29 protein-coding genes are annotated in these 23,822 nt (G+C 46.1%); all 29 read left to right on the plus strand.

Going from position 1 to position 23,822, the window contains the following annotated elements; genetic code table 11:
- Positions 1–327 precede the first annotated feature (327 nt).
- The 29 genes from rpoB (at position 328) to secY (ending at position 23,780) form a co-directional block, all read left to right on the plus strand.
- Entirely contained in the window at positions 328–3,873 is a 3,546-nt protein-coding gene (gene rpoB, locus ABIC22_RS12945) for a DNA-directed RNA polymerase subunit beta (protein WP_354481295.1), read from the plus strand.
- 112 nt (positions 3,874–3,985) lie between these two features.
- The gene (gene rpoC, locus ABIC22_RS12950; RefSeq protein WP_154896977.1) at positions 3,986–7,600 is read left to right on the plus strand and encodes a DNA-directed RNA polymerase subunit beta'; all 3,615 of its coding nucleotides are present in this window, start codon (positions 3,986–3,988) and stop codon (positions 7,598–7,600) included.
- A gap of 203 nt (positions 7,601–7,803) precedes the next feature.
- The gene (locus ABIC22_RS12955; protein ID WP_076292165.1) at positions 7,804–8,052 is read left to right on the plus strand and encodes a ribosomal L7Ae/L30e/S12e/Gadd45 family protein; all 249 of its coding nucleotides are present in this window, start codon (positions 7,804–7,806) and stop codon (positions 8,050–8,052) included.
- A 154-nt stretch (positions 8,053–8,206) separates the two neighbouring features.
- Complete coding sequence (gene rpsL / locus ABIC22_RS12960) at positions 8,207–8,629, plus strand: 30S ribosomal protein S12 (RefSeq protein WP_017692070.1); 423 nt, start codon at positions 8,207–8,209, stop codon at positions 8,627–8,629.
- Positions 8,630–8,715: 86 nt separating this feature from the next.
- Positions 8,716–9,186, plus strand: coding sequence for a 30S ribosomal protein S7 (gene rpsG, locus ABIC22_RS12965; protein ID WP_056697679.1), 471 nt, complete (start codon positions 8,716–8,718; stop codon positions 9,184–9,186).
- A gap of 47 nt (positions 9,187–9,233) precedes the next feature.
- A complete protein-coding gene (gene fusA / locus ABIC22_RS12970) occupies positions 9,234–11,312 on the plus strand; it encodes an elongation factor G (RefSeq protein ID WP_127540939.1) in 2,079 nt (692 codons plus the stop codon).
- Positions 11,313–11,410: 98 nt separating this feature from the next.
- Positions 11,411–12,601: an elongation factor Tu gene (gene tuf / locus ABIC22_RS12975; protein WP_095293421.1), complete on the plus strand. Its 1,191-nt coding sequence runs from the start codon at positions 11,411–11,413 to the stop codon at positions 12,599–12,601.
- A 436-nt stretch (positions 12,602–13,037) separates the two neighbouring features.
- A complete protein-coding gene (gene rpsJ / locus ABIC22_RS12980) occupies positions 13,038–13,346 on the plus strand; it encodes a 30S ribosomal protein S10 (protein WP_017692074.1) in 309 nt (102 codons plus the stop codon).
- A 43-nt stretch (positions 13,347–13,389) separates the two neighbouring features.
- On the plus strand, positions 13,390–14,013 hold the full coding sequence (rplC, locus tag ABIC22_RS12985) for a 50S ribosomal protein L3 (protein ID WP_095293420.1): 624 nt from the start codon (positions 13,390–13,392) through the stop codon (positions 14,011–14,013).
- Positions 14,014–14,038: 25 nt separating this feature from the next.
- Positions 14,039–14,662 carry a 50S ribosomal protein L4 gene (gene rplD, locus ABIC22_RS12990; protein ID WP_095293419.1) on the plus strand — a complete coding sequence of 208 codons (624 nt, stop codon included), beginning with the start codon at positions 14,039–14,041 and terminating at the stop codon, positions 14,660–14,662.
- On the plus strand, positions 14,662–14,952 hold the full coding sequence (rplW, locus tag ABIC22_RS12995) for a 50S ribosomal protein L23 (RefSeq protein ID WP_024633586.1): 291 nt from the start codon (positions 14,662–14,664) through the stop codon (positions 14,950–14,952). The genes rplD and rplW overlap by 1 nt, the downstream gene beginning before the upstream one ends.
- Before the next feature lie 31 nt (positions 14,953–14,983).
- Positions 14,984–15,814, plus strand: a complete 831-nt coding sequence (gene rplB / locus ABIC22_RS13000; protein WP_095293418.1) for a 50S ribosomal protein L2 — start codon at positions 14,984–14,986, stop codon at positions 15,812–15,814.
- A gap of 71 nt (positions 15,815–15,885) precedes the next feature.
- The gene (gene rpsS, locus ABIC22_RS13005) at positions 15,886–16,164 is read left to right on the plus strand and encodes a 30S ribosomal protein S19 (RefSeq protein WP_095293417.1); all 279 of its coding nucleotides are present in this window, start codon (positions 15,886–15,888) and stop codon (positions 16,162–16,164) included.
- 35 nt (positions 16,165–16,199) lie between these two features.
- Positions 16,200–16,532: a 50S ribosomal protein L22 gene (gene rplV, locus ABIC22_RS13010; protein ID WP_095293416.1), complete on the plus strand. Its 333-nt coding sequence runs from the start codon at positions 16,200–16,202 to the stop codon at positions 16,530–16,532.
- 15 nt (positions 16,533–16,547) lie between these two features.
- Positions 16,548–17,213 carry a 30S ribosomal protein S3 gene (rpsC, locus tag ABIC22_RS13015; protein WP_090924673.1) on the plus strand — a complete coding sequence of 222 codons (666 nt, stop codon included), beginning with the start codon at positions 16,548–16,550 and terminating at the stop codon, positions 17,211–17,213.
- 2 nt (positions 17,214–17,215) lie between these two features.
- A complete protein-coding gene (rplP, locus tag ABIC22_RS13020; RefSeq protein ID WP_017692082.1) occupies positions 17,216–17,650 on the plus strand; it encodes a 50S ribosomal protein L16 in 435 nt (144 codons plus the stop codon).
- Positions 17,640–17,837: a 50S ribosomal protein L29 gene (gene rpmC, locus ABIC22_RS13025; protein WP_017692083.1), complete on the plus strand. Its 198-nt coding sequence runs from the start codon at positions 17,640–17,642 to the stop codon at positions 17,835–17,837. The genes rplP and rpmC overlap by 11 nt, the downstream gene beginning before the upstream one ends.
- A 48-nt stretch (positions 17,838–17,885) precedes the next feature.
- A complete protein-coding gene (rpsQ, locus tag ABIC22_RS13030; protein ID WP_095293415.1) occupies positions 17,886–18,152 on the plus strand; it encodes a 30S ribosomal protein S17 in 267 nt (88 codons plus the stop codon).
- A 35-nt stretch (positions 18,153–18,187) separates the two neighbouring features.
- Positions 18,188–18,556, plus strand: coding sequence for a 50S ribosomal protein L14 (gene rplN / locus ABIC22_RS13035; protein ID WP_090905289.1), 369 nt, complete (start codon positions 18,188–18,190; stop codon positions 18,554–18,556).
- A 41-nt stretch (positions 18,557–18,597) separates the two neighbouring features.
- The gene (rplX, locus tag ABIC22_RS13040) at positions 18,598–18,951 is read left to right on the plus strand and encodes a 50S ribosomal protein L24 (RefSeq protein WP_024633578.1); all 354 of its coding nucleotides are present in this window, start codon (positions 18,598–18,600) and stop codon (positions 18,949–18,951) included.
- Positions 18,952–18,983: 32 nt separating this feature from the next.
- A complete protein-coding gene (rplE, locus tag ABIC22_RS13045) occupies positions 18,984–19,526 on the plus strand; it encodes a 50S ribosomal protein L5 (protein WP_095293414.1) in 543 nt (180 codons plus the stop codon).
- A 74-nt stretch (positions 19,527–19,600) separates the two neighbouring features.
- Complete coding sequence (locus ABIC22_RS13050) at positions 19,601–19,786, plus strand: type Z 30S ribosomal protein S14 (RefSeq protein ID WP_095362279.1); 186 nt, start codon at positions 19,601–19,603, stop codon at positions 19,784–19,786.
- A 32-nt stretch (positions 19,787–19,818) separates the two neighbouring features.
- The gene (rpsH, locus tag ABIC22_RS13055) at positions 19,819–20,217 is read left to right on the plus strand and encodes a 30S ribosomal protein S8 (protein WP_095293413.1); all 399 of its coding nucleotides are present in this window, start codon (positions 19,819–19,821) and stop codon (positions 20,215–20,217) included.
- 30 nt (positions 20,218–20,247) lie between these two features.
- Positions 20,248–20,790, plus strand: coding sequence for a 50S ribosomal protein L6 (rplF, locus tag ABIC22_RS13060; RefSeq protein WP_090924669.1), 543 nt, complete (start codon positions 20,248–20,250; stop codon positions 20,788–20,790).
- A 117-nt stretch (positions 20,791–20,907) separates the two neighbouring features.
- Entirely contained in the window at positions 20,908–21,276 is a 369-nt protein-coding gene (gene rplR / locus ABIC22_RS13065; RefSeq protein ID WP_095293412.1) for a 50S ribosomal protein L18, read from the plus strand.
- A 27-nt stretch (positions 21,277–21,303) separates the two neighbouring features.
- Positions 21,304–21,801 (plus strand): 30S ribosomal protein S5, encoded by a 498-nt coding sequence (rpsE, locus tag ABIC22_RS13070; RefSeq protein WP_017692091.1) that lies wholly within the window; start codon positions 21,304–21,306, stop codon positions 21,799–21,801.
- Between the two features lie 12 nt (positions 21,802–21,813).
- Positions 21,814–21,999 (plus strand): 50S ribosomal protein L30, encoded by a 186-nt coding sequence (gene rpmD, locus ABIC22_RS13075; RefSeq protein ID WP_017692092.1) that lies wholly within the window; start codon positions 21,814–21,816, stop codon positions 21,997–21,999.
- 42 nt (positions 22,000–22,041) lie between these two features.
- Positions 22,042–22,482, plus strand: a complete 441-nt coding sequence (gene rplO / locus ABIC22_RS13080; RefSeq protein ID WP_095293411.1) for a 50S ribosomal protein L15 — start codon at positions 22,042–22,044, stop codon at positions 22,480–22,482.
- A complete protein-coding gene (gene secY / locus ABIC22_RS13085) occupies positions 22,482–23,780 on the plus strand; it encodes a preprotein translocase subunit SecY (protein WP_095293410.1) in 1,299 nt (432 codons plus the stop codon). Before rplO ends, secY begins: the two co-directional genes overlap by 1 nt.
- Positions 23,781–23,822: the final 42 nt, after the last annotated feature.

Genomic DNA, 23,822 nt, shown 5'->3' on the forward strand with positions numbered 1-23,822 from the left:
GTCGTGGTATTATTGTAAAATGTCAGTATTAAGATGCCCTACTTGGCTTTAGCTAACTAAAAATGTCAATCTTTTTTTACGCCGAACGGGCTTATTATGCCTACGTTTGGCGTATAATATGTACATTTTGGGCAAACTGGGGATAAGTATGATTTTGGAAGACATCCGCCGATCAAAGTTGCTCTTTTTTCGAACGACATTCGAGTAAGGGCTTTTCTTTATTTGTGGATGCATTGCTTTGCTCTGTATGTGTACCATTATAAGGTTACAAACAGAGGTTCGCAACGAAATTTTTAAAGTGAGTAGACATTGAGGGGTGAGTTTAAGTTGGCAGGACATCTTGTTCAATATGGTCGACGCACTCGGCGCAGTTATGCACGAATTAACGAGATACTCGAAGTTCCGAACCTGATTGAGATCCAACAAAAATCTTACGATTGGTTTTTGGAGGAAGGGTTGCGCGAAATGTTCCAGGATATCTCGCCGATCCAGGATTTTACAGGCAACTTGATTTTGGAATTTATCGATTACAGTCTCGGTGAACCGAAGTATACAGTAGACGACGCGAAAGAGCGTGACGTTACTTATGCAGCACCGCTTCGGGTCAAAGTCCGGCTCATTAATAAGGAAACCGGCGAAGTCAAAGAGCAGGAAGTATTCATGGGAGATTTCCCGCTGATGACCGAAACCGGCACATTTATTATTAATGGTGCGGAACGGGTTATTGTCAGCCAGTTGGTTCGCTCTCCTAGCGTTTACTTCAGTACCAAAGTAGATAAGAACGCCAAAAAAACGTATACCGCTACAGTTATTCCTAACCGCGGCGCTTGGCTCGAATTGGAGATGGACGCGAAGGATGTTGTATACGTCCGGATCGACCGTACACGTAAAATTCCAGTTACGGTTCTCCTGCGTGCTCTTGGTTTTGGCACAGACGCTGAGATTCTGGATCTGCTCGGTAATGACGAATATATTCGCAACACGCTGGACAAAGACAATACGGATTCCACGGAGAAAGCGCTGATTGAAATTTATGAGCGTCTTCGTCCGGGCGAGCCACCAACGCTGGATAATGCGAAAAGCTTGCTCGTAGCTCGTTTCTTTGATCCAAAACGCTATGACCTAGCTAATGTAGGTCGTTACAAAATCAACAAAAAGCTCCACATCAAAAACCGTTTGTTCAATCAACGTTTGGCTGAGTCTCTCGTTGATACTGAAACTGGCGAAATTATCGCCGAAGCAGGTCAAATGGTTGACCGTCGTTTGCTCGATGAAATCATGCCACATCTGGAGAAGAGTGTTGGCTTCCGTACGTATCACGTAGCTAACGGAGTTCTGGATGCGAATGATATTCCAATGCAAACAATTGATGTGTTCTCGCCGATTGAAGATGGTAAAGTCGTTAAGCTGATTGCCAATGCTAACATTGATAAATCAGTGAAGAACGTAACACCGGCAGATATCATTTCTTCAATCAGTTATTTCATTAACCTTCTGCACGGCATCGGAAGCACAGATGATATCGATCACCTGGGTAACCGTCGTCTGCGTTCGGTTGGTGAACTCTTGCAAAACCAGTTCCGTATCGGTTTGTCCCGTATGGAACGTGTTGTTCGTGAGAGAATGTCCATTCAGGATGCTAACGTGATCACGCCACAGGCATTGATTAACATACGTCCTGTAATTGCATCCATTAAGGAGTTCTTCGGTAGCTCCCAATTGTCACAGTTTATGGATCAAACGAACCCTCTGGGTGAGTTGACGCATAAACGTCGTCTGTCCGCACTCGGACCGGGCGGTTTGACACGTGAGCGTGCAGGCATGGAAGTCCGTGACGTCCATCCATCCCACTATGGCCGGATGTGTCCAATCGAGACTCCAGAGGGACCAAACATTGGTTTGATTAACTCCTTGTCTACATTTGCCCGTGTGAACGAATATGGTTTCATCGAAGCTCCATATCGCTGGGTAGATCCGAAGACTGGTGTCGTAACCGAGCAAATCGATTATCTGACAGCAGATGAAGAGGACAACTACGTTGTCGCTCAAGCGAACGCGAAACTGAATGAAGATGGAACTTTTGCAGAAGAAGCGATCATTGTACGTTACAACAAACAATCGGATAACATCCTTACGATGCCGAGCGAGCGTGTTGACTACATGGACGTATCTCCTAAACAAGTTGTATCTGTCGCTACGGCGCTCATTCCGTTCCTTGAGAACGATGACTCCAACCGCGCACTGATGGGATCCAACATGCAGCGGCAGGCGGTTCCTCTCTTGATTCCTAAAGCTCCGCTCGTAGGAACAGGTATGGAACACAAAGCTGCAAAAGATTCCGGTGTATGTATTGTCTCCAAATATGACGGGATTATTGAACGTTCTTCTGCGAATGAAATCTGGCTCCGTCGTGTGGAAGAGGTAGATGGCCAAGAAGTTAAAGGCGATATCGTTAAATATAAATTACACAAATTTATGCGTTCGAACCAAGGAACATGCATTAACCAACGTCCGATTGTCAAACGTGGTGCTGTTGTCAAAGCTGGCGACATCCTCGCTGACGGTCCTTCGACGGAAATGGGAGAATTGGCTTTGGGACGCAACGTCGTTGTTGCCTTCATGACTTGGGAAGGTTACAACTATGAGGATGCGATTCTGCTTAGTGAAAAACTCGTGAAGGAAGATGTCTACACATCCATCCACATCGAGGAGTATGAGTCAGAAGCGCGTGATACCAAGCTCGGACCTGAAGAGATCACACGTGACATCCCTAACGTAGGGGAAGAAGCGCTGCGTAACCTCGATGAGCGTGGTATTATCCGCATTGGTGCCGAAATCGCTGCTGGCGATATCCTGGTTGGTAAAGTAACGCCTAAAGGTGTAACTGAACTGACTGCGGAAGAACGTCTCCTGCATGCAATCTTCGGTGAGAAAGCACGCGAAGTTCGTGATACGTCCTTGCGTGTGCCTCACGGTACTGACGGGATCGTCGTAGACGTGAAAGTATTTACCCGTGAAAACGGTGATGAACTGCCTCCAGGTGTTAACCAGCTCGTTCGTGTCTATATCGCTCAAAAACGGAAAATCTCCGAGGGTGATAAAATGGCCGGACGTCACGGTAACAAAGGGGTCGTGGCTCGTATCCTGCCGGAAGAAGATATGCCATTCCTGCCGGACGGAACACCGGTTCAAATCGTTCTTAACCCGCTGGGCGTACCTTCCCGGATGAACATCGGTCAAGTGCTCGAAGTTCACTTGGGTATGGCTGCTATGCAGCTCGGTATCCACGTAGCTACCCCTGTATTCGACGGAGCGAAAGAGTATGACGTCTTCGATACGATGGAAGAAGCAGGCATGCAGCGTAATGGTAAAACCGTTCTGTACGATGGTCGTACGGGTGAAGAGTTTGAACGTGAAGTAACTGTCGGCGTCATGCACATGATCAAGCTGGCGCACATGGTTGATGATAAAATCCATGCCCGTTCCACAGGTCCTTACTCACTCGTTACGCAACAGCCGCTGGGTGGTAAAGCCCAATTTGGTGGACAGCGTTTCGGGGAGATGGAGGTTTGGGCGCTTGAAGCATACGGCGCTGCCTATACTCTGCAAGAAATCTTGACTGTTAAGTCCGATGATGTTGTTGGTCGGGTGAAAACATATGAGTCCATTGTCAAAGGTGAGAATGTTCCGGAACCAGGTGTTCCTGAATCATTCAAAGTATTGATCAAAGAGCTGCAAAGCTTGGGTATGGACGTTAAGATTTTGAGCGAAGATGAGCAAGAGATTGAAATGAAAGAAATGGACGATGAAGATGACGCTGCGAGCGATAAGCTCAGCCTCAACCTTGAGGGTACAGAGGTCGGAGCGGAGTAACCGCTTCGGGCGCATGATGACCGGCGTTTTTCATCAGGCTCGCGTCTTGCTCCGGCTTCGGCCGGAGAAGGCGTAACCTAGAATACAGGAATTGGTTAAGGAGGGTTGCTCCTTGTTGGACGTCAACAATTTCGAATACATGAAGATCGGGCTTGCTTCCCCAGAAAAAATTCGTTCTTGGTCCCGCGGAGAAGTGAAAAAACCGGAAACGATCAACTATCGTACGTTGAAACCGGAAAAAGAAGGGCTGTTCTGCGAAAAGATTTTTGGCCCTACGAAAGACTGGGAATGTCACTGTGGTAAATACAAACGCGTTCGTTATAAAGGCGTTGTCTGTGACCGCTGTGGTGTTGAAGTAACACGTGCCAAAGTACGCCGTGAACGGATGGGCCATATTGAGCTCGCTGCTCCGGTATCGCACATTTGGTACTTCAAAGGTATTCCGAGCCGCATGGGTCTCGCTTTGGATATGTCTCCAAGATCACTTGAGGAGATTATCTATTTTGCATCTTATGTAGTAACTGATCCAGGAGAAACTCCACTGGAGAAAAAACAGCTGTTGTCCGAGAAAGAATACCGCAGCTACCGTGAAAAATACGGATATGGTTTCCAAGCTGGCATGGGTGCAGAAGCGGTTAAAAAACTGCTTCAAGACCTTGATGTAGACAAAGAGCTTGAATTCCTGAAGGAAGAGCTCCGCACTGCACAAGGACAACGTCGTAACCGTGCAATCAAACGTTTGGAAGTTATTGAAGCTTTCCGCAACTCAGGTAACAAACCTGAGTGGATGATCATGGATGTACTTCCTGTTATCCCGCCGGAGCTTCGTCCAATGGTACAATTGGATGGTGGACGTTTTGCAACGTCTGACCTGAATGATCTGTACCGCCGTGTAATTAACCGGAACAACCGTCTGAAACGCTTGCTTGATCTGGGCGCACCAGACATTATCGTGCAGAACGAAAAACGGATGCTGCAGGAAGCTGTTGACGCATTGATCGACAACGGCCGTCGCGGACGCCCGGTAACGGGTCCTGGTAACCGTCCATTGAAATCCCTCAGCCACATGCTGAAAGGTAAACAAGGACGTTTCCGTCAAAACTTGCTCGGTAAACGTGTTGACTATTCTGGTCGTTCCGTTATCGTTGTCGGACCTTACCTGAAGATGTATCAGTGTGGTCTGCCAAAAGATATGGCACTTGAACTGTTTAAGCCTTTCGTTATGAAAGAGCTTGTGAATAAAGGGCTTGCCCACAACATCAAGAGCGCGAAACGTAAAGTAGAGCGTGTAAGTCCTGAAGTATGGGATGTTCTTGAAGAGGTAATTAAGGAGCATCCGGTTCTACTCAACCGTGCCCCTACGCTTCACCGTCTCGGTATTCAAGCATTCGAACCAATTCTGGTTGAAGGTAAAGCCATTCGTCTTCACCCACTCGTATGTACGGCATACAATGCCGACTTTGACGGTGACCAAATGGCCGTGCACGTTCCGTTGTCTGCTGAGGCACAAGCGGAAGCGCGTATCCTGATGCTTGCATCTGGTAACATTTTGAACCCTAAAGACGGTAAACCGGTTGTTACTCCTTCCCAGGATATGGTCCTAGGTTCTTACTACCTGACCATGGACAATAAGGAAGAAAAGGGAACTGGCATGATCCTGCGTACGGTGAACGAAGCTGTGTCTGCGTATCAACGTGGTACGGCCGGCTTGCATGCTCGCGTAGCGATTCCGGTTAAAGCTCTGGGTAAAACTAGCTTTACTGAAAAACAACAAGATGCAATGTTGCTGACAACTGTCGGTAAAATCATCTTTAATGAAATCTTCCCAGCAAGTTTCCCTTACATCAACGATGCAACTCGTGCAAACCTTTATCAAGGTACTGCAGAGCATTTCTTTGTGTATGAAAAGGGGACTGACCTGAGAGAAGCAATCATGAACGCACCTCTAGCAGGTGGTGTTGGTAAGGAATATCTGGGTACAATCATCGCTCGTTGTTTTGAAATTTACCATACAACGGAAACAGCCGTTATTCTGGATAAAATCAAACAGCTTGGTTTCACATACTCGACTCGTGCCGGTATTACGGTTGCGGTTTCGGACGTTGTGGTACCAGATGAGAAAACAGAGATCCTCAGACAATCCGAAGAAAAAGCACAAATCGTTACGAACCAGTACCGTCGTGGTCTGATTACGAACGAAGAGCGCTATGACCGCATCATTGATATCTGGTCTAAATCGAAAGATGATATCACCGAGATTCTGATGAAGTCGATGGATCGTTACAACTCCATCATGATGATGGTTGACTCCAAAGCACGGGGTAACAAATCGCAAATCACCCAATTGGGCGGTATGCGTGGTCTGATGGCCAACCCGTCCGGTCGTATCATCGAACTCCCAATCAAATCGAACTTCCGTGAAGGTCTTACGGTACTCGAGTACTTCATCTCGACACACGGTGCCCGTAAAGGTTTGGCCGATACGGCCTTGCGTACAGCCGACTCAGGTTACCTGACTCGTCGTCTCGTAGACGTGGCACAAGATGTGATCGTGCGTGAAGATGATTGTGGTACAGATAAAGGATTTACGGTTAGCCGTATCCAGGATGGTAAAGAGGTTATTGAAGATCTCTACGACCGTATCGAAGGAAGATACTGCTTCGAAACTGTTCGTCATCCGGAAACAAAAGAAATTATTGCACATCGCAATGAATTGATTGACTCCGACAAAGCAGAGGCAATCATCAAAGCAGGTGTAACCAAATTGCAAATCCGCTCCGTGCTCAGCTGCCGTGCTCGTCATGGTGTCTGCAAAAAATGTTACGGTCGCAACCTGGCGACTGGTAAACACGTGGAGATCGGTGAAGCAGTTGGTATTATCGCTGCGCAATCCATTGGTGAGCCAGGAACACAGCTGACAATGCGTACGTTCCACACCGGTGGTGTAGCCGGAGACGATATCACGCAAGGTTTGCCGCGTATCCAGGAGTTGTTTGAGGCTCGTAATCCTAAGGGTCAAGCAACGATCAGTGAGATTGACGGTATTGTCAAAGAGATTCGCGAAGCAAAAGACCGTCGCGAAATCGAAATTCAAGGTGAAGCGGAATCCAAAGTTTACTCCGTTACCTACGGTTCCCGTGTTCGCGTAAGCGAAGGCATGGAGATCGAAGCAGGCGACGAGCTGACTGATGGTTCCATCGATCCAAAAGAAATGCTGCGCATTAAAGGCGTACGTGGTGTACAGAACTACATTCTGCAGGAAGTACAACGCGTATACCGTAACCAGGGCGTAGAAATTAATGATAAACACGTTGAAGTTATGATCCGTCAAATGCTGCGTAAAATCCGCATCGTTGATGCAGGAGATACAACGCTGCTGCCAGGATCGTTCGTGGATACGCATGAGTACGAAAGAGCTAACAAAACAGCGATTCTTAGTGATAAGGAGCCAGCGGTTGCGAAACCAATCTTGCTCGGTATCACAAAAGCATCTCTCGAAACAGACTCCTTCCTCTCTGCGGCATCGTTCCAAGAGACTACGCGTGTACTGACAGATGCAGCGATCAAAGGTAAAGTCGATCAGTTGCTCGGTCTGAAGGAAAATGTAATCATCGGTAAACTGATCCCTGCAGGTACAGGTATGAACCGTTACCGCAGTATCAAATTTGCTGAGCCGGAAGATGGTCAATCTTCAGTTGAAGAACTTGAGCCTGTTTCCGTTGATTAAATAGATTCCCCCTGTTTAGGGTGAATATAAAGTTTTGTATGTCAGGGGATGGACGTCTGTTTAATGCAGACGGACATTTCCTGATGTGCGAAAACTTTGAATAAATGTTTTACGATTAGCATTGACATTGCTTGCGCTAGATGCTAATATATCAAAGGTGCGTGAGCAGCTGATTGTATATGTCCTATTCGGAGGAATGAACAATGTCTAATGAAAAAGGCCTGCAAGATGCTCATGTCAAAATAGGTACAAAACAGACCATGCGGATGGTCCAGTCAGGAATGGCTGCTGAGGTCTATGTGGCCGAAGATAGTGATCCGCAGCTCACTTCCAAAATCATTGCCTTGTGTGAACAACACAATGTGAAGTACACGAAAGTGGACACAATGAAAAATCTCGGCAAAGCTTGCGGGATTGGAGTGGGAGCAGCAATGGCTGCTGTCGCAAAATGATAGGGTAAGGAACGTTTTTGTCCGAGAACTTTTTAGGGATTCTCCAAGGCAAAAACTTTTCATTTGTCTTTTTATGAACCGCCTGGGTCTGTGGACTTAGCGATAAGAGGTTTATAAAGAAACATGAACAATTGAGGAAGGGGGTGGCAATCACATGCCAACTATTAACCAACTGGTACGCAAAGGACGTCAAGCTAAAGTTGAAAAGTCCAAATCACCAGCATTGCAAAAAGGGTTCAACGCTTTGAAACGTGAATCTACTAACATCAGTGCCCCACAAAAACGTGGTGTCTGCACTCGTGTAGGTACAATGACTCCACGTAAACCGAACTCTGCACTTCGTAAATATGCCCGTGTTCGTTTGACGAACCGTCTCGAGGTAACTGCTTATATCCCGGGTATCGGACATAACTTGCAAGAGCACAGTGTTGTATTGATTCGCGGAGGTAAAGTTAAGGACCTTGCAGGGGTTCGTTACCACATCGTTCGTGGAGCACTCGATACTGCAGGCGTGAACAACCGTATGCAAGCTCGTTCTAAATACGGTGCTAAACGTCCTAAAGCTAAAAAAGCCTAACACATTATAAGAAGCGATCCTGAATATCCTTTGGCTTAATGTCCAGAGTACAGGATCAGCTTAGCAAGAAAGAAAGGGGGATATCCATGCCACGCAAAGGTCCAGTTACGAAAAGAGACGTGTTGCCAGATCCGGTATACAACTCCAAGTTGGTTACTCGTTTGATCAACCGCATCATGCTCGACGGAAAACGCGGTGTTGCTCAAAGCATTCTGTATAATGCGTTCAAGTTGATCCAAGAACGCACGGGTAATGACCCGATGGAAGTATTTGAGACAGCAATCAAGAATATCATGCCAGTCCTGGAAGTTAAAGCTCGCCGTGTCGGCGGTGCCAACTACCAAGTACCAATCGAGGTAAAACCAGAGAGACGTACTGCTTTGGGTTTACGTTGGCTCGTGAACTACTCCCGCAACCGCGGTGAGAAAACAATGGAAGAGCGTTTGGCGGCTGAGATCATCGACGCTTCCAACAACACAGGCGCTTCCGTTAAGAAACGTGAAGATACGCACAAAATGGCTGAAGCGAACAAAGCGTTTGCTCACTACCGTTGGTAGGATTCAGTTCACAATAAAAACTTCAATTTTGAAGGGAGACCCATTTCATGGCAAGAGAGTTCTCCTTGAAAAATACACGTAATATCGGGATCATGGCTCATATTGATGCGGGTAAAACCACGACAACTGAGCGGATCTTGTTCTACACAGGCCGTACGCACAAAATCGGTGAAGTTCACGAAGGCGCTGCGACAATGGACTGGATGGAACAGGAACAGGAGCGCGGAATTACGATTACTTCCGCTGCGACTACCGCTGCTTGGAAAGGCCACCGCGTTAATATCATTGATACCCCGGGACACGTTGACTTCACTGTTGAAGTTGAACGTTCCCTTCGTGTATTGGACGGAGCAGTTGGTGTATTCAGTGCGAAAGAAGGCGTTGAGCCTCAGTCTGAAACTGTATGGAGACAGGCTGACCGTTACGGCGTACCTCGTATCGCTTACGTAAATAAAATGGATATCATCGGTGCTGACTTTTTGAACGTTGTCGCTGACATGCGTGATCGCCTTCAAGCGAACGCTGTTGCGATTCAACTGCCAATCGGCGCTGAAAATGATTTCATTGGTATCATCGATATCGTTGAACAAAAGGCTCATATGTACAAAGATGACCTTGGACAAAATATCGAAGAAACCGAAATTCCTGCGGAATTTGCTGATCAAGTTGAAGAACTCCGCAACGAATTGATTGAGCGGGTTGCAGAACTCGACGAAGAATTGACTATGAAATACCTGGAAGGCGAAGAGATCACTGTTGAAGAGATCAAATCTGCTCTCCGTAAAGGTGTAGTAGAAGTTAAGATCTTCCCAGTAATCTGTGGATCCTCTTATCGTAACAAAGGTGTTCAACTGATGTTGGACGCTGTTATCGACTACTTGCCAGCTCCAGTTGACGTTCCAGCAATCAAGGGTCTCCTTGAAGACGGAACAGAAGCAGTTCGCAAGTCTTCCGATGAAGAGCCATTCTCTGCATTGGCTTTCAAAATCATGACTGACCCTTACGTTGGTAAATTGACATTCTTCCGCGTATACTCCGGTGTTCTTCAATCCGGTTCTTACGTATTGAATGCGACTAAAAACAAACGTGAGCGTATCGGTCGTATCCTTCAAATGCACGCGAACAGCCGTCAAGAGATCACTGAAGTTTACTCCGGTGACATTGCAGCTGCCGTAGGTTTGAAAGATACAGGTACAGGTGATACACTATGTGATGAGAAAAACCCGGTTATCTTGGAATCGATGAACTTCCCTGATCCGGTTATCGAAATCGCCGTTGAACCTAAAACCAAAGCTGACCAAGATAAAATGGGTGTTGCTCTCGGCAAGTTGACAGAAGAGGATCCAACTCTTCGCGCTCACACTGACGAAGAAACAGGCCAAACAATCTTGGCAGGTATGGGTGAGCTTCACCTTGATATCATCATCGACCGTATGCGTCGTGAGTTCAAGGTTGAAACTACTGTGGGTAAACCACAAGTAGCTTACCGTGAAACATTCCGTGCTCCAGCGCGCGTTGAAGGTAAATTCGTACGTCAATCCGGTGGTCGTGGTCAATACGGTCACGTATGGGTTGAATTCGAACCTCTCGAGCCGGGTACAGGCAGCCAGTTCGAAAGTAAGGTTGTCGGTGGTTCCGTTCCAAGAGAATACATTCAACCTGCACTGTCAGGGATTGAAGAGCAAATGAAAAACGGCGTTATTGCAGGCTTCCCGCTTGTAGACGTTAAGGCTACAATCGTAGACGGATCTTACCATGATGTCGATTCCAATGAGATGGCATTTAAAATTGCCGGATCTATGGCGCTTAAAGCGGCTAAAGACAAGTGTAAACCAGTTCTGCTTGAGCCAATCATGAAAGTAGAAGTAACCGTTCCGGAAGAGTACATGGGTGACGTTATGGGTATGTTGAACTCCCGTCGTGGCCGCATCGAAGGTATGGATTCCCGTAGTGGAGCTCAAATCATTCGTGCTAAAGTACCTTTGTCCGAAATGTTCGGATACTCTACAACTCTTCGTTCCGGTACTCAAGGACGCGGCGTATTCTCCATGGAGCTTTCTCACTATGAAGAAGTTCCTAAGAGCATCGCTGAAGAGATCGTTGCCAAAACAAAAGGCACCGAGTAGTTTTCTCACACTGGACGCTGTGCATAGGGATATAATCTTCTAGGTGCTAACGTCCAGTGAAAACATAAAATTTAACATTTTAAGGAGGCCACGTTCAAATGGCAAAGGCTAAATACGAACGTAATAAACCACACGTTAACATTGGTACTATCGGTCACGTCGACCATGGTAAAACAACTCTGACTGCTGCAATCACTACTGTATTGTCCAAAACTTACGGTGGCGCAGCGATCGCTTTCGATCAAATCGACAAAGCTCCAGAAGAGCGCGAACGCGGTATCACAATCTCCACAGCTCACGTTGAGTACGAAACTGACGCTCGTCACTACGCTCACGTTGACTGCCCAGGTCACGCCGACTATGTTAAAAACATGATCACTGGCGCGGCTCAAATGGACGGAGCTATCTTGGTAGTATCCGCAGCTGACGGCCCAATGCCACAAACTCGTGAGCACATCTTGCTCTCCCGTCAAGTAGGCGTACCTTACATCGTTGTATTCTTGAACAAATGCGACATGGTTGAAGACGAAGAGTTGTTGGAATTGGTTGAAATGGAAGTTCGCGACTTGCTCAACGAATATGAGTTCCCAGGTGACGATACTCCAATCACTCGTGGATCCGCTCGTGAAGCTCTGCAAAACCCTGAAGGTGAGTGGGCTCAAAAAATCGTTGAGATGTTCAAAGAAATCGATACTTACATCCCAACTCCAGAGCGCGACACTGACAAACCTTTCTTGATGCCAGTAGAGGACGTATTCTCCATCACTGGTCGTGGTACAGTTGCTACAGGTCGTGTAGAGCGTGGTACTGTTAAAGTCGGTGAAGAGATCGAAATCGTGGGTATCCACGAAGAAACTAAAAAATCCGTAGTTACGGGCGTTGAAATGTTCCGTAAATTGCTGGATTCCGCTCAAGCGGGTGACAACATCGGCGCATTGCTGCGTGGTGTTGACCGTGAAAGCATCGAGCGTGGACAAGTACTTGCTAAACCAGGTTCTGTTAAACCACACACAGAATTTACAGCTCAAGTATACGTTCTGACTAAAGAAGAGGGTGGACGTCACAAACCTTTCTTCACAGGATACCGTCCACAATTCTATTTCCGTACAACTGACGTAACAGGTATCATCAACCTGCCAGAAGGTACTGAAATGGTAATGCCAGGCGACAACATCACAGTAACTGTACAACTGATCAATCCAATTGCGATTGAAGAAGGTACACGCTTCGCGATCCGCGAAGGTGGACGTACAGTTGGTGCCGGTGCAGTAGCATCCATCCAAAAATAATTCAGCTTTTCGCTGAGTAAGCATATGCAACAGTGTACTGGAACGAGTAACATTGTACTGTAACGAAGCTTCGGAAGAGTTCTTTATCCGACATCGGATAAAGAACTCTTTTATTATGTATAAGAGATTCGGAACCTGCGTCATAATGTGAATAGCAATCAGATGTATATAAAAGATTGGTTAAGGCAGCTTGCATAACAATGGAACAACACATTAAACAACGTCATTTCGATATGAAAAGATTAGTTTAAATGTTTTTCTTAAATATGCTTGCAATACGCCCATTTTTTCTATATAATAATGAATGTTGTTCTGAGACGTTGCGATGATGTGAGAGGTTACTGACACACCCGGCCCCTTTGCCATGGGAGGGTTGTCGGAAAATTTTCACGGAGTATGTCCGATAATAAATTGGGCGATAGAAGGAGGGACTAAAATGGCAAAGCAAAAAATTCGTATTCGTTTGAAAGCTTACGACCACAGAATTCTTGATCAATCCGCGGAGAAAATTGTTGAAACAGCAAAACGTTCGGGTGCTGGTGTATCCGGTCCGATTCCGCTTCCAACTGAAAAACAAATCATTACTATTCTTCGTGCGGTACACAAGTACAAGGATTCTCGGGAGCAATTCGAGCAACGCACACATAAGCGTTTGATCGACATCGTTAACCCGACTCCACAAACTGTGGATGCCTTGATGCGCTTGGATCTGCCGTCCGGTGTAGATATCGAAATCAAACTGTAATATAAATCAACAAGACCATGTATAAAGGAAAAGAGGTGTCAACATGAAAGGTATCTTAGGAAAAAAACTTGGAATGACTCAAGTGTTTACCGCTGATGGTAACGTAGTACCAGTAACAGTTATCGAAGCAGGACCTTGTGTTGTTTTGCAAAAGAAAGATCTTGAGAACGATGGCTACGAAGCAGTTCAAATCGGTTACTCCGATAAGAAAGAGAAAAATGCCAACAAGCCAGAAGCAGGACACGCTAAAAAAGCGAATACTGCCCCTAAGCGCTACGTTCGTGAACTTCGCGGCATCAACATCGCGGAATATGAAGTTGGCCAAGAGTTGAAAGCTGACATTTTCGCAGAAGGCGAATTCGTTGACGTAACGGGTATTTCTAAAGGTAAAGGTTTTGCCGGCGTAATCAAACGTTGGGGACAAAGCACTGGACCTATGTCTCACGGTTCTCGTTATCACCGTGGCCCGGGTTCGATGGGTTCGATCCAAGCTAACCGCGTTCCTAAAGGCAAACACTTGCCAGGACACATGGGTCATGAGACTGTTACAATCCAACGTCTTGAAGTTGTTAAAGTAGACGCTGAGCGTAACGTGTTGCTCGTGAAGGGTTCCATTCCTGGACCGAAAAACAGTCTTGTAAAAGTTAAAGAAACGGTGAAAAAATAACCACTGAAGAAAGGAGGAACACAAAATGCCAAAAGTATCAGTTTACAATGTAGATGGTAGCCAAGTGGGCGAAGTTGAACTGAACGATGCAGTATTCGGAGTAGAGCCGAACACTTCCGTTCTGTACGATGCAGTGCTTATGCAACGCGCTTCCCTTCGTCAAGGTACCCACAAAGTAAAAGGACGTTCTGAAGTACGTGGCGGTGGACGTAAGCCTTGGAAACAAAAAGGTACAGGTCGCGCTCGTCAAGGTTCGATTCGTTCTCCACAATGGAAAGGCGGCGGTATCGTATTTGGTCCGACACCACGGAGCTATGCGTACAAACTGCCTAAGAAAGTTCGCCGTCTGGCGATCAAATCAGCTCTTTCATCCAAAGTGCTCGACAATGACATTATCGTTTTGGACGCTCTTTCGCTGAGCACACCTAAAACAAAAGAATTTGCAGCCATCTTGAACAACTTGAAAGTTGGACGCAAAGCTTTGATCGTAGCTCCTAGCTATGATGATAATGTGGCTCTTTCCGCACGGAATATTCCTGGCGTGAAATTCGTAGCAGCTGACGGCATTAATGTTCTTGACGTGCTTGCGCACGACAAACTGATCATTACGAAAGAAGCAGTTCAGAAGGTAGAGGAGGTGCTCGCGTAATGAAGGATCCTCGTGATATTGTTAAACGTCCGATTATTACGGAACGTACTGCTGACATGATGAATGACTTGAAATATGTATTTGAAGTCGATATCCGTGCAAACAAAACCGAGATCAAAAAAGCCGTGGAAGCTATTTTCAACGTAAAAGTGAAAAACGTGAACACTCTTCGTGTTCCAGCTAAGCCTAAACGGTACGGACGTTATTCCGGATATACTAGCGAATGGAAAAAAGCGTTTGTAACACTGACACAAGATAGCAAAACGCTTGAGTTCTTTGAAACTGTATAATTGAAATTGTTGAAGTAAGGAGGGAAACCCAGTGCCAATCAAAAAGTATAAACCGACATCCCCGGCAAGACGGAACATGTCCGTATCTACATTTGAGGAAATCACCACAGATCAGCCGGAGAAATCGTTGTTGGCCCCACTGAGCAAAAAGGCTGGCCGCAACAACCAAGGTAAAATTACAGTTCGTCACCACGGTGGTGGACACAAACGTAAATACCGTATCATTGACTTCAAACGTACTAAAGATGGAATACCGGGCCGCGTTGCTACGATCGAGTATGACCCGAACCGTACATCGAACATCGCCCTGATCCACTATGCTGATGGTGAGAAACGTTACATCATCGCTCCTAAAGGATTGAAAGTTGGAGATCAAATCTTCTCCGGTCCTGAATCCGACATCAAAATCGGTAACGCACTGCCACTCGAAAACATTCCAGTAGGTACCGTTATCCACAACATCGAGTTGAAACCAGGTAAAGGCGGACAATTGGTTCGTGCTGCTGGTACAGAAGCTCAATTGCTTGGTAAAGAAGAAAAATACGTTTCCGTTCGTCTCTCTTCCGGAGAAGTTCGTCGTATTCTGAAAGTTTGCCGTGCAACAATCGGTTCTGTTGGTAACCAAGACCACGAGCTCATCAAAATCGGTAAAGCCGGTCGTAGCCGTTGGTTGGGACAACGTCCTGAAGTTCGTGGTGTAGTAATGAACCCTAACGATCACCCACACGGTGGTGGTGAAGGTCGTGCTCCAATCGGACGTAAATCGCCAATGTCACCATGGGGTAAACCTACTCTGGGTTACAAAACGCGTAAGAAAAATAAAGCTTCTGATAAATACATCATTCGCCGCCGCACGAAGTAATACACACTGTGCATAACTTCGTGAGGCATCTGCGGATGCATAAACGCTACGTTTGAAGGGAGGATCTCCACATGGGTCGCAGTTTGAAAAAAGGGCCATTCATTGATGGCTACATGCTGAAAAAGGTAGAAGAGATGGACGCTTCCGGTAAAAAGAACGTTATCAAAACCTGGTCCCGTCGCTCTACAATTTTCCCACAATTCATCGGACACACATTCGGCGTATATGACGGACGTAAACACGTGCCAGTATACGTGACTGAGGACATGGTCGGACACAAATTGGGTGAGTTCGCTCCAACCCGTACGTACAAAGGCCATACTGATGATGACAAGAAAACAAGAAGATAAATGAACATCTTTAATGTTTGAGAGGAGGTTACACAATGGAAGCAAAAGCACATGCTAAGTTTATCCGGATTGCTCCTCGTAAAGTTCAACTCGTTGTTGACTTGATTCGCGGCAAGCAAGTTGGTGAGGCGGTTGCCATTCTCCGTCACACTCCGAAATCCGCTTCTCCAATCGTTGAGAAGTTGCTTAACTCCGCTATTGCGAATGCGGAACATAACTATTCTATGGATGTTAATAACTTGGTCATTTCGCAAGCTTACGTGAACCAAGGACCGACAATGAAACGTTTCCGCCCTCGTGCAATGGGACGTGCAAGTCGTATTAACAAACGTACTAGCCACATCACTTTGGTGGTATCTGAAAAGTAGAAGGAGGGAAAACGTGTGGGCCAAAAGGTAAATCCGGTCGGACTCCGTGTCGGAGTTATCCGTGACTGGGAATCTAAATGGTATGCAGGCAAAGACTTCGGTGATCTTTTGATGGAAGACGTGAAAATTCGTGAATTCCTGAAAAATAAATTGAAAGACTCCGCTATGTCTCGTGTTGAAATCGAGAGAGCGGCTAACCGCGTGAACGTAACGATTCACACAGCGAAACCAGGTATGGTAATCGGTAAAGGTGGATCTGAAGTTGAGAATCTTCGTAACCAAATTACGAAAATTGCTGGCGGTAAAAAAGTACACATCAACATCTCTGAAATTAAGAACCAAGACCTGGACGCAATCCTGGTAGCAGAAAGCATTGCACAACAACTGGAACGTCGCGTTTCTTTCCGTCGTGCTCTGAAACAAGCTATTCAAAGAACTATGCGCTCTGGTGCAAAAGGTATTAAAACTCAAGTGGGCGGACGTCTTGGCGGAGCTGAGATCGCACGTTCGGAAGGCTACAGCGAAGGAACTGTTCCACTGCACACGCTTCGTGCCGACATCGACTACGGTACAGCAGAGGCTCATACAACTTACGGCCGTATCGGCGTAAAAGTATGGATCTATCGTGGAGAGGTTCTTCCTACGGCTAAGAAACAAGCTGCTAAGGAAGGAGGCAACTAATCATGTTGGTACCAAAACGTGTAAAACACCGTAAGCAACAACGTGGACATATGAAAGGCCAAGCAAAAGGCGGAACTACGCTGAACTTTGGCGAATACGGTCTGCAAGCTACGGAACCGGCTTGGATTACGAACCGTCAAATCGAAGCGGCTCGTATTGCGATGACTCGTTACATCAAACGTGGTGGTAAAGTCTGGATCAAAATTTTCCCTGACAAACCAATCACTCAAAAGCCTCTCGAGGTTCGGATGGGTAGCGGTAAAGGTAACGTAGAAAAATGGGTTGCAGTTGTGAAACCAGGTAAGATCATGTTTGAACTTGCTGGTGTACCGGAGGAGATCGCACGCGAAGCGATGCGTCTTGCCGCTCACAAACTGCCAATCAAAACGAAGTTTGTGAAACGTGAAGAATTGGGTGGTGAAGCAAATGAAAGCTAGTGAATTTCGCAACCTAACCTCTGCTGAAATCGAGCAAAAGATTGCCGGATTTAAAGAAGAACTCTTTAACCTCCGCTTTCAACTCGCTACCGGTCAGCTGGATAACCCGACTCGAATCCGTGATGTGCGGAAAGAAATAGCTCGTGCTAAAACCATCATCCGTGAAAGAGAACTGGGTATCGGTTAATTAGAGGTCGGATATACATTCCGTCCGTAATCAGGAAGGAGGCCAACAATGAGCGAAGAACGTAACGCACGTAAAGTGCAAACTGGTAAAGTTGTTAGCGATAAAATGGATAAAACGATTGTTGTTGCTGTAGAAACTTACAAAAACCATAAATTGTACCATAAACGCATCAAGGTTACTAAAAAGTTCAAAGCGCATGACGAAGAAAACACTGCGAAAATCGGTGACACGGTGAAAATCATGGAGACTCGTCCGCTTTCGAAAGATAAACGCTGGAGACTTACTGAAATCGTAGAAAAAGCGGTTATCATCTAATGCATTATCAGCATAGCTGGAAGGAGGAATACTAAATGATTCAACCATTTACACGTTTGGCTGTAGCCGACAACTCCGGTGCGAAGGAACTGATGTGTATCCGCGTACTCGGCGGTACGGGACGTCGTACAGCACAAATCGGTGATCTGATCGTTTGTTCTGTAAAACAAGCAACACCAGGCGGCGTTGTCAAAAAAGGTGATGTAGTTAGAGCGGTTGTCGTTCGTACGAAACGTTCTGTACGTCGTAAAGACGGTTCCTACATCGGTTTTGATGAAAATGCAGCTGTTGTTGTAAAAGACGACAGAAGCCCACGTGGAACACGTATTTTCGGACCTGTTGCTCGTGAACTTCGCGAGAAAGACTTCATGAAAATCGTTTCCTTGGCCCCAGAGGTTATCTAATAGATTAAGCTCGTGATGTTTAGAAACAGGAGGTGTACGAAATGCCAAGAGTGAAAAAAGTTCTGGAATCCCATAACAACAAACTTCACGTTAAAAAAGAAGATACGGTTATGGTGATCAGCGGTAAAGACAAAGGTAAAAAAGGCCGTGTCATCGCTGCTTATCCTCGTGAGAACCGCGTCCTTGTGGAAGGTGTTAACATGATTAAAAAACACCAGAAGCCTAACCAGCAAAATCCGCAAGGCGGCATTATCGAGAAGGAAGCTCCGATTCACGTTTCCAACGTGATGCACATCGATCCAAAGAGCGGAAAAGTAACCCGTGTTGGTTACAAAGTGTTGGATAACGGAAAGAAAGTGCGCGTTGCTAAACGTTCCGGAGAAATTATCGACTAATTGAACCGAATGAGAAAGGAGGGCTATGATTCATGGCATCAAGAATGAAAGAACGTTACCTGCAAGAAATCGCTCCTGGTTTGATGCAGAAGTTTAACTATACAACGGTAATGCAAGTGCCTAAAATCGAGAAAATCGTTATCAACATGGGTGTGGGCGACGCTGTCCAAAACTCCAAAGTGTTGGATTCCGCAGTAAACGATTTGCAACTGATCGCAGGTCAAAAACCTGTAATCACTCGTGCTAAAAAATCTATCGCAGGTTTCAAACTGCGTGAGAACATGCCTATCGGTGTGAAAGTTACATTGCGCGGCGAGCGTATGTACTACTTCCTCGATAAATTGTTTAACGTTACATTGCCTCGTGTCCGCGACTTCCGCGGTGTATCGAGCAAAGCGTTCGACGGACGTGGTAACTACACACTGGGTCTGAAAGAACAATTGATCTTCCCAGAGATCGAGTATGATAAAGTAGACAAAGTCCGCGGTATGGACATTGTTATTGTAACAACGGCGAAAACAGACGAAGAGTCCCGTGAGTTGCTCACGCAACTGGGAATGCCTTTCGTAAAATAAAGTTGGCATAACGTTTCCGGGTGTCTGGAAGGACTCCCTTTTCTCCGAAATTATTTAGGAGGTGTCAGGCTAAAGTGGCAAAAACTTCGATGAAAGTTAAACAACAACGTACACCAAAGTTTAAAGTGCGTTCTTATACACGCTGTGAGCGTTGCGGACGTCCACATTCGGTGCTGCAAAAGTTCAAAATTTGCAGAATTTGCTTCCGTGAATTAGCTTATAAAGGCCAGATTCCTGGCGTGAAAAAAGCAAGCTGGTAAAAAGTCCTGAACGGGAAGGAGGTTAACTCACAATGACTATGTCTGATCCAATTGCAGATATGCTTACTCGTATTCGTAACGCGAACACTGTTCGTCACGAAACAGTAGAAATGCCTGCTTCGACAATGAAAAAACAAATCGCCGATATCCTGAAGCGTGAAGGTTTCATCCGTGACGCTGAAGTTATCGATGATAACAAACAAGGGATTATCCGTGTTTTCCTGAAATACGGTCAAAATAACGAGCGCGTTATCACTGGTCTGAAAAGAATCAGTAAACCTGGTCTTCGTGTTTACACGAAAAGCAACGAAGTACCTCGTGTACTTGGTGGCCTGGGTATCGCGATCATCTCGACATCCAAAGGTGTTATGACGGACAAAGAAGCTCGTCAATCGAAATCCGGCGGAGAAGTCGTTTGCTACGTTTGGTAATATAACGTCACAAGATAGGAGGTGCAACATATGTCTCGTATTGGTCGCAAACCAATTACAGTACCAAGTGGTGTGGACATCACACTGGACAACACCGTTATTACGGTAAAAGGACCAAAAGGAACTCTGACTCGTGAACTTCATAAAGACATGAAGGTTACAGTTGAGAACAACGAAATTACAGTTGTGCGTCCTTCCGATAACAAAACTCACCGTTCTTTGCACGGCACAACGCGCAGCGTTGTAAGCAACATGGTGAGCGGCGTTACTGAAGGATTCGCAAAATCTCTGGAGTTGGTTGGGGTCGGATATCGTGCAAGCAAATCCGGAGATAAAATCGTTCTGAACGTTGGATACTCTCACCCGGTTGAAATTACACCGGAAGCGGGAATTGAATTCGAAGTTCCTTCGAATACAAAAATCATCGTTCGCGGGATCGACAAAGAGCGCGTAGGTGCTTACGCTGCTAAAATCCGTTCCGTTCGTGAACCTGAGCCGTACAAAGGTAAAGGTATTAAATATGAAGGCGAGCGTATCATCCGTAAGGAAGGTAAAGCCGGTAAGAAGAAATAAGATTTCTCTTACCGCCTTTGCGCGGCTTTCGGCTTGCTTGCTTCGTGTGTTTCTAATATACCCCGTGGCTTCCGGTTTGAAGCCAGCGAGGTAACCTGAAAGGAGTGAATCCCTGAGATGATTACGAAACAAGATAAAAACAAGGCTCGTCTGAAAAGACACCTGCGTGTTCGTAAGAAAATCCAAGGAACGGCAGCACGTCCTCGTTTGAACGTATTCCGTTCTGGTAAACATATGTACGCTCAAATTATCGATGACGTAGCTGGTGTAACGATCGCTTCCGCGTCTACTGTAGACAAAGAACTGAGCAGCGACATCAAAAACGGCGCTTCTGTTGAGTCAGCTCGTAAAGTTGGCGAACTCGTTGCAAAACGTGCGAAAGACAAAGGCGTTTCTAACATCGTATTTGACCGTAGCGGATATCTGTACCATGGTCGTATCGCAGCATTGGCTGAAGCGGCTCGTGAAGCAGGACTTGAGTTTTAAGATATTTTTCAAAAGGAGGTTAACGACTTGCGTGTAGATCCGAATACTTTGGAACTGACTGAAAGAGTTGTAAATATTAATCGCGTAGCTAAAGTAGTAAAAGGCGGACGCCGTTTCAGCTTTAGCGCACTGGTTGTAGTCGGCGACGGCAACGGCTGGGTTGGAGCTGGTATCGGTAAAGCGGGCGAAGTACCTGATGCAATTCGCAAAGGTATTGAAGACGCTAAGAAAAACCTTGTACACGTTCCACTCGTAGGAACATCGATTCCTCACTTGGTAACAGGTAAGTTCGGCGCAGGACGCGTTCTGTTGAAACCAGCATCTGAAGGTACTGGTGTTATCGCTGGTGGTCCTGTACGTGCGGTTCTCGAACTTGCTGGTGTAGGTGACATTTTGACAAAATCTCTGGGTTCTTCGAATTCCATGAACATGGTCAATGCGACTTTGGAAGGTTTGTCCCGTTTGAAGCGTGCTGAAGACGTGGCTAAACTGCGCGGAAAATCCGTCGAAGAGCTTCTGGGTTAAGGAGGGAATCTCATGGCTAAATTGGAAATTACCCTCGTCCGCAGCTTGATCGGACGTCCGGAGACGCAAAGAACAACTGTGAAAACATTGGGCTTGCGCAAAATCAACAGCAAAGTGGTTCAAAACGATAATCCAGCCATTCGTGGTATGATTAACAAAGTAAGTCACTTGGTAGCTGTTAAAGAAGTAGAAGCTTAATACGGGATATTCCCATAAATCTTTAAGGAGGTGCAACGAACGATGAAGTTACATGAGCTTTCCCCAGCTCCTGGATCCCGCAAAGAGCGTAAACGTCTTGGTCGCGGTCCAAGTAGTGGTACGGGTAAAACATCAGGTCGCGGTCACAAAGGACAAAACGCTCGTTCCGGCGGTGGTGTACGTCCGGGCTTCGAAGGTGGACAAAATCCATTGTATCGTCGCTTGCCAAAACGTGGTTTCGTAAACCCAACTCGCAAGGAATATGCGGTTGTGAATATTGAAGACCTGAACAGTTTTGCTGCGGGTACTGAAGTAACTCCAGAATTCTTGATGACGAACGGCGTAGTTAAAAACGCTAAATCCGGAATCAAGATCCTGGGTAACGGTGAAGTCACTGTGAAGCTGACTGTTAAAGCTAACAAGTTTTCTCAATCTGCGGTGGAGAAAATTGAAGCTGCCGGCGGTACAACCGAGGTGATTTAATGTTCAAGACCCTAAAGAATATCTGGCGGGTTGAAGATCTGCGCAAAAGGGTATTATTTACCCTTTTTGTACTGATCATTTACCGCATCGGATCCTTCGTTCCAGTACCTGGAGTAAACAAAGAGGTTTTCGAAGCGACAAATTCTGCGGGTAAAGAAGTTTTTGGACTTCTCAATACGTTCTCGGGTGGAGCACTGTTCCAGTTCTCGATCTTTGCACTCGGGATCGTACCTTACATCACTGCGTCTATCATAGTACAGTTGCTTTCCATGGACGTTATCCCTAAGTTAGCGGAATGGGCTAAGCAAGGTGAACAAGGTAAGAAAAAATCAGCTCAGCTGACTCGTTATTTAACGATCGGTCTGGCATTGATTCAAGCGTTTGGTACGTCGATCGGATTCAACCGCTTGTACAATACAGAGATGGTGCCTAACGCCACTTTTGCTGATTATATCTTGATCGCGATTGTACTTACGGCCGGTACTTCATTCCTGATGTGGCTTGGTGAGCAGATCACCGAGAAGGGCATAGGAAACGGGATTTCGATTTTGATCTTTGCGGGTATCCTCTCAACGGTGCCTAACATTATCAAACAGACAATCGAGTCCGACTTCATTCAACCTGATCAGTTGTTCATGAACATCCTTAAAGGTGTAATCGTCGCAATTGTTATTGTGTTGATTATCATCGGTGTCATTTACATTCAGCAGGCGATTCGGAAAATTCCTGTACAGTACGCGAAACGCGTCGTAGGTAACAAAATGTACGGTGGACAGAATACACATATCCCGCTGAAGATTAACGCAGCAGGTGTTATCCCTGTCATCTTTGCTTCATCTCTGTTGATGTTCCCAACGATTATCGCCAACTTCTGGGCTGATCGTTTATGGGCACAGTGGATCGGACAAAATCTGACTACTCACAAACCTCTGGGTATGTTATTGTATGTCGTGATGATCTTCGGTTTCACTTTCTTCTATACTTTTGTACAGATGAATCCACAGCAGATGGCTGATAATATGAAAAAGAACGGCGGTTACATCCCAGGCATTCGTCCGGGTAAAGCAACCGAGAAATATCTGACCCGTGTCATGACTCGTTTGACAATGGCCGGAGCCATCTTCTTGGCAGTCATTTCCGTTCTGCCTGTATTCTTAGGGGCACTTTCTGGTTTGCCTCAATCGGCGCAAATTGGAGGAACGTCTCTCCTGATCGTTATCGGTGTTGCGCTCGATACCATGAAGCAAATCGAAAGCCAATTGATCAAACGCCACTACAAAGGTTTTATCAATAAATAGGCAATAGGTACCGGTCAAGCTAAGATTTACTTGCCGGCACCT

The sequence above is a fragment of the Paenibacillus sp. PvP094 genome, from assembly GCF_040546835.1.
GTDB classification, from domain to species: domain Bacteria; phylum Bacillota; class Bacilli; order Paenibacillales; family Paenibacillaceae; genus Paenibacillus; species Paenibacillus illinoisensis.